At 65.7% G+C, this 6,135-nt stretch carries 6 protein-coding genes; all 6 read left to right on the top strand.

What is annotated here, in order from left to right; translation table 11 throughout:
- A partial coding sequence (locus JNK99_RS04220; RefSeq protein ID WP_291849080.1) for a hypothetical protein occupies positions 1-916 on the top strand: 916 nt, incomplete at its 5' end.
- Positions 917-950: 34 nt separating this feature from the next.
- Positions 951-2,762 (top strand): AMP-binding protein, encoded by a 1,812-nt coding sequence (locus tag JNK99_RS04215; protein WP_291849078.1) that lies wholly within the window; start codon positions 951-953, stop codon positions 2,760-2,762.
- Entirely contained in the window at positions 2,759-3,874 is a 1,116-nt protein-coding gene (locus tag JNK99_RS04210) for an SDR family oxidoreductase (RefSeq protein ID WP_291849075.1), read from the top strand. The genes JNK99_RS04215 and JNK99_RS04210 overlap by 4 nt, the downstream gene beginning before the upstream one ends.
- A gap of 110 nt (positions 3,875-3,984) precedes the next feature.
- On the top strand, positions 3,985-4,365 hold the full coding sequence (locus JNK99_RS04205; RefSeq protein ID WP_291849072.1) for a DUF3301 domain-containing protein: 381 nt from the start codon (positions 3,985-3,987) through the stop codon (positions 4,363-4,365).
- Positions 4,362-4,961: an ACP phosphodiesterase gene (locus JNK99_RS04200; RefSeq protein WP_291849068.1), complete on the top strand. Its 600-nt coding sequence runs from the start codon at positions 4,362-4,364 to the stop codon at positions 4,959-4,961. Before JNK99_RS04205 ends, JNK99_RS04200 begins: the two co-directional genes overlap by 4 nt.
- A gap of 437 nt (positions 4,962-5,398) precedes the next feature.
- Positions 5,399-5,812, top strand: a complete 414-nt coding sequence (locus JNK99_RS04195; RefSeq protein ID WP_291849066.1) for a hypothetical protein — start codon at positions 5,399-5,401, stop codon at positions 5,810-5,812.
- The last annotated feature ends 323 nt before the right edge of the window (positions 5,813-6,135 follow it).

The following is a 6,135-nucleotide window of genomic DNA, read 5'->3' as shown; positions in this document are numbered from 1 at the left end:
CGACTGTCGAGGTCGCGGCGAATATGATTGCCTGGTTCCGCTCAGTGGGGGCAAGGACAGTGTCTATCTGCTTCATCGCCTGAGTGTCGAACTCAAGCTGAGGGTGCTCGCCTTCACGGTGGATATCAACATCCCGCCGCTGGCCTGGGACAATATCAGGCGTGCCCTCGGCAAGCTCAACATCGATCACCTCAGCTACTCGCCGTCGGCTGCCTTCTACCGCAAGACCTTCCGTTACCTGCTGCGCAATCAGGAGGAGCGTGGTGCGGTGTACACCCTCTCCTACGTTTACGCCCCCCTGTTCGAGGGCGATGCGATCCGGCTGGCCATCCAGAAGGGCATTCCGCTGGTGCTCGCCGGCTACTCGCCCGGCCAGCCCGAGCCGGAGCGCATGCGCTACGAGTTTTCTCGGCAACTGATCTGCGACACCGACTGGACCCCACCGGAACTGGCCAGATGCGGCGAGTTCAGCGCCGAGGAACTGGCACGCTTCTACAACCCGAAATCCTACCCGCGCGGCACCGAGTTTCCGCGCTACCTTGCCCCCTTCCATGCCTGGACCTACAATCAGGAAGAGATCATGCGCAAGGTGGTCGACGAGGGACTGGTCGCGTCGCACAAGCATGCCAGCCCGATCCACAGTAACTATCCGATCAACTGGTTGTTGATGTATTCCGACCTGCGTACCTTCGGCTACAATCCTTATGCCCCCGAGTTCTCGACGCTGATCCGTCACGGCAAGGCCAACCTCAACTACTGGCGCGCAATGGGGCCGGTGGTCGATTTCCTGATCCGTCGGCGACTCGGTCCTGGTAAGGAGGTGACACGCAGTCTGGAATGGCTCGACCTGAACGCCGACGAGTTGCGCATTACCCGCCCGCGCGGCGCCTACGATCCGGTGATCGAGCCGCGATGAGCCGCGCCCGCTCCGGCATCTGCCAGGTTATGGCGTGAGCGAGGTGATGGCGGTGGATCCCGTGCTCGCGGCCAGCGGCTGGACCGTGCCCGGCCTGCTGCGGGCACGCAGCGCGCTGACACCTGATGAAACGGCGCTCTGGCACACCGCTCCCGATGGACGATGGGTGGGCCGCACCTGGCGAGCTTACGAACAGGCAGTGGCGGCGCTCGGTCACGGTTTCCGTCAACGCGGCCTGCTGCCCGGCGAGCGGGTGGGCATCATGGCGCCGAGTTGTCCCGAGTGGGATTTTGCGCAACTGGGCATTCTGGCAACGGGGGGCGTCGCCGTAGGACTCGATCCCCATGCGCCCGACGAGCACATCCGGGAGATTGCGCGCCGCTGCAATTTTGCCGGGCTGCTGCTGGCGCAACCGTCGTTGCTCGACAAGCTCGATCAGGCGGTGCGTCAGCGGCTGCGCTTCGTTGTCTGCCTCGAAGCGGCCGGTACGGAAGACGTCGAGCCGCTCGCCGCACTGCTCGGCCAAGCGATGCCCGGCGAAGAGTGGAATCAGGCGCAGCCGGACGCGCCGGCGACGATCATTTTCACCTCCGGGACGACCGGCGAGCCACGCGGTATCGAATACAGCCATCGGCAGATGTGTCTTGCCGCCTCCGCCAACCTGTCCGCTTTCCCGCAGGTCGGGCCAGGCAGCCGTCTGGCCTGCTGGCTGCCGCTGTCCAATCTCTTTCAGCGCATGATCAACCTGAGTGCCATCGGGCGGGGCGCGCAAACCTTTTACGTCAGTGACCCACGCGAGATCATGCGCTACGTCGGGACCATCGCGCCGCACCTGTTCATCGGTGTGCCACGTTTCTACGAGAAACTGTATGCCGGGATCGAGCAGGTGATCGCGCAGCAGCCGGCCTGGCAGCAGGCGCTGGTGCACTGGGCGTTGCGCGTCGGCGACCGGCATGCCGCGGCAGGCCGCGCCGGGCGGCGCGAAGGGTTTGGCGCAAGACTGCAGTTTGCCGTGGCCGACCGGCTGGTACTGCAGCGCCTGCGCGGCGTGCTGGGCACCAACCTGCGTTTCATGGTCAGCGGCTCGGCGCCAATGCCGGGGTGGCTGCTCGAACGTTTCCACGCCATCGGTCTGCTGGTTCTCGAGGCCTATGGCGTCAGTGAAAACGTCATCCCGATGGCGATCAACCGGCCGGATCGTTTTCGTTTCGGTACCGTCGGACGGGCGGCGCCGGGCAGCGAAATCAGACTGGCGGTCGATGGCGAACTGCTGGTGCGTGGCCCGGGCGTATTCTCCGGCTACCTTGGCGACGCCTCTTCGGCCAGCCCGCTCGATGCCGACGGCTATCTGGCGACCGGCGACTTCGCCAGTATCGATGGCGACGGATTCATCAGCCTGATCGGCCGGAAATCGGAGATTTTCAAGACTTCGACCGGGCGCCGCATTGCACCCACCGCAATCGAGAGCTGCTTGCAGCAGGTGGCGCAGCTCGAACACATCGTCGTTTTCGGCGCGCGGCGGCCACAGCCGGTCGCGCTGCTGGTGCTCGGGGAGGCGATCTGGCAAGCGGGGCAGGCGAACTCGTTTGTCGACCTGCGCCGGCGGGTGGCGGCGGCCAGCCACGCACTGCCCGCCTACCAGCGTCCGGCCGGACTGATGATCAGCACCCAGCCGCTGACGATTGGCGGCGGCGAGCTGACCGCCAACCTGAAACTGCGCCGGCATGCGATCGAGGCAAGTCACGCGCTCGGTCTGCAGGAGCTCTATGCCCACATCGATGGCGCACACGGCGCTCGCTTCGAGGCCTGGAGTGCCGACCGCCAGACCTTCCTCTGCAGCCCGTGAGTAACTATTTCATTACCGGTGCGACGGGGGCGATCGGCAGCGCGCTCGTTCCGATCCTGCTGCAGGACCCGCAGGCGGAGCTGACGCTGCTGCTGCGTGCCGAATCGGCCGACGACTTGGCGCGGCGGATGGCGGAACTGTATCGCTTCTGGCAGCTCGATCCGCATGATGTCGCGCTCGGGCAGCGCCTCCGGGCCTGGCGCGGCGATACCAGCCTGCCGGACTTCGGTCTCGATGCCGCCGAATACCGTCGGCTCTCCGCGCATTGCACGCGCATCGTCCATTCGGCCGGCAACGTGCGCATGAACCTGCCGCTCGAGCAGGCGCGCCGCTCGTCGGTCGGCTCGGCAAGGCAGGTCGTGGCCCTGGCGCGTGCCTGCGCGCAGCTCGAGAAGGTCGAATTCGTCAGCACGGTCGGCGTTGGTGGGCGCACGTACCGCAGGGTTCCGGAAGAGTGGCTGAGCGAGCCGAGAAACTTTCACAATACCTATGAGCAAGCCAAGGCCGAAGCCGAAGACGTGGTGCGCAGGGCGGTCGAAAGCGGGCTGCCGCTGACCGTACATCGGCCGAGCATGGTCGTCGGCGACAGCCGCGATGGCCGCATCATTCATTTCCAGGTGTTCTACCATCTGTGCGAGTTCCTGTCGGGCCGGCGTACCTGCGGTCTATGTCCCCGCTTTGCTGGCGTGCGGCTCGACGTCATTCCAGCCGACCATGTCGCCCGGGTGATTGCCTGGTCGAGTGCGACACCGGTGAGCTGCGGGCGGATCATCCATGCCTGCTCGGGACCCGCCCTGGCGCTGGCCCTCGACCCCTTGCGCGAACGCGTGCGCAGTGCCTTTACGCGGGCCGGCCGTCGGCTGCCGCCGTTGATCGGCCTGCCGACCCCGGTCTTCAGTGCCCTCCTGACCGGGGCCGCTTTCCTGATGCCGGCCGAGGCGCGGCGGGCGGTGAAGACGCTGCCGGTATTCCTCGACTACCTGGCCACTGACCAGACCTTCGCCAACCAGCGGACGCAGGAGCTGCTGGCGCAGGCAGGTTTGAGCGTCCCTGCTCCCGACGACTATCTCGACCAGGTGTTGGACCATTACCTGGCGAGTGGGCGGCGATAGCCCGAACCGGCATGACCCACTGGTGATGCGTCAGCGTCTTCCCGCTGTCTGCACTGCCTGCCGGGGGTTCGCCAGTGTACCGCGTCTGCTTGCTACGCCTGGAGGAAGTGATGATTCCCTGGATGGAGACCGTCAGTCTGCTGCTGCTGCTGGCTGCGGCGTGGTTCTGGTTCGACAGTTTCCAGGCGCGTGCCGCGGCGCTGCGCGCTGCGCGCGCCGCCTGTGTGGCCGAAGACCTCCTGCTGCTCGATGATACGGTCGCTCTGGTCGGACTGCGCCCGGCGCGCGATGACGTGGGCAGACTGCGTCTGAGGCGGGTTTATGACTTCGAGTACAGCGATACCGGCAACAATCGTCGCCCGGGCCAGGTGACGCTGCTCGCTAGCGAGCTGCTGCTCTTGCGTCTGGCCCCGGCGCCAGGAGCACATCTGCGCCTGGTGGGCGGCCGGGTGGTGCCAGAGGACAGCGGGCCGCCGCCACGGTCGCCGTGAATTACCTGGCGCATGCCCTGCTCGCCGGGCCGCAAGCGGAGCATCGACTGGGCGGTCTGCTCGGCGATTTCGTCAAGGGGCCGTTGTTGGCGGCTGGCGAGGAGTTCGGCGAGGGAGTGCTGCTGGGCATACGGCTGCATCGGCGAATCGACAGCTTTGCCGATGCACACCCGGCGTTCCGGCGCAGTCGGCAGCGGGTGAGCGCCCAACGTCGGCGTTACAGCGGGATCATCGTCGATCTGTTCTACGATCACTTTCTCGCCGCGCACTGGTCGCGCTTTTCCGGCGAGACGCTCGAGGAGTTTACGGCAGCGGTCTACGCCTTGCTCGGCCAGCATTGCCTGCCTACCCGCCTGGCGCGGTTGCTGCCCCGAATGCAGCACGACGACTGGCTGGCCGGCTATCGTCAGCCGGCGGCGATTGCCCGGGCGCTGGACGGCATCGCCGCGCGCCGCCTGCGCCGGGCCAATACCCTGGGCGGGGCGGGCAGCGAACTGCTGCGGGACTATGACGGCTTCGAGCAGGATTTTCTGGAGTTCTTTCCCGATGCGACGGCTTTTGCCGAGGACTTCCGGCAGCAGCAGCGCGACCCTTGAGGAGGCAGTCGGGGGGAGACTCCTCGCTCTCCGCCGGCCGCCGCTTAGTCTGCGTGCAGTCTGGAATCCTAGGGGCTGTTCTCAATTAAGCCAACCAGACGAAGGCGCCTGCAAGATGAATGAAGGAGAGGAACGACTTGGCGAGTTTGTCGTAGCGTGTGGCGATGCTGTGTATTTCGGGCCATCGTGACCGGTAATTTCGCGGGAACGTGACCGATGCGAGGGATGCTGTATGGATAGTTGAAGGTAGCCTCGTCGCTTTTTTGGAAAGTAAACGAGGATGCCGCAGGAAAGACTATCCATGCGCAAGATACGAGACGTACTTCGATACCGCCACAGTGCCGGGCTGAGCCTGGATGCCATCGCCCGGGCACTCAACATTTCCAAGGGCGTGGTGGCCAAGTATCTCCGGCTGGCTGGCGCCGCTGGCCTGGCCCTTGCCGGACGACCTGGACGACCGCGGGCTGGAGAAGCTGCTCTACCGGCCGGTCGCCGCCCGTGAGCCGAGCTTTGCCGAACCGGACTACGCCCGGGTCCATCAGGAACTGAAGAAGGGCGTCACCCTGACGCTGCTCTGGGAAGAGTACCGAGAAGCGGTCGGCGAGCGGGGCTACCAATACCCAGCCTTCGGCACCCGCTACCGGAACTGGGCAGCCAAGCTGAAGCGCGCCATGCGCCAGATCCACCGCGCCGGGGAGAAGCTCTTTGCCGACTATGCCGGCCCGACGGTGCCGATCATCGATGCCGCCACCGGGGAAATTCATCCGGCCAGCATCTTCGTGGCGGTGCTGGGGGCCTCCAGCTACACTTTCGCCTGCACCCCCCGGGCCAGACCCAGGCCGACTGGCTGACCGGACTGAACCGGGCACTACAGTTCATCGGCGGCGGGCCGGCGCTCATTGTACCGGACAATCCCCGGGCGCTGGTGGCCCGACCGGATCGCTACGAGCCGGAACTCAACCGGGCTACTGCCGAATTTGCCCACCACTACGGGACCGTCATCCTGCCGGCCCGTCCCCGAATGAATCGCCCCGGGTTTCGTGGAGGCCCGTTGGGTTAAGTCAGGCCGGGGTGGTGGCCTGACGGGCGAATGGCCGATAGTAGTTTTCTTCAGCTTCGGCAGGGGGAAGATATCCAATCGGTTCAAGCAGTCTGTGGTGGGTGAACCAGGACA

Origin of the sequence: Accumulibacter sp., assembly GCF_016789985.1 — a bacterium.
Lineage (GTDB): Bacteria > Pseudomonadota > Gammaproteobacteria > Burkholderiales > Rhodocyclaceae > Accumulibacter.
Note: the sequence above shows the minus strand (reverse complement) of the source record. Positions and strands in the feature narration are given on the sequence as shown.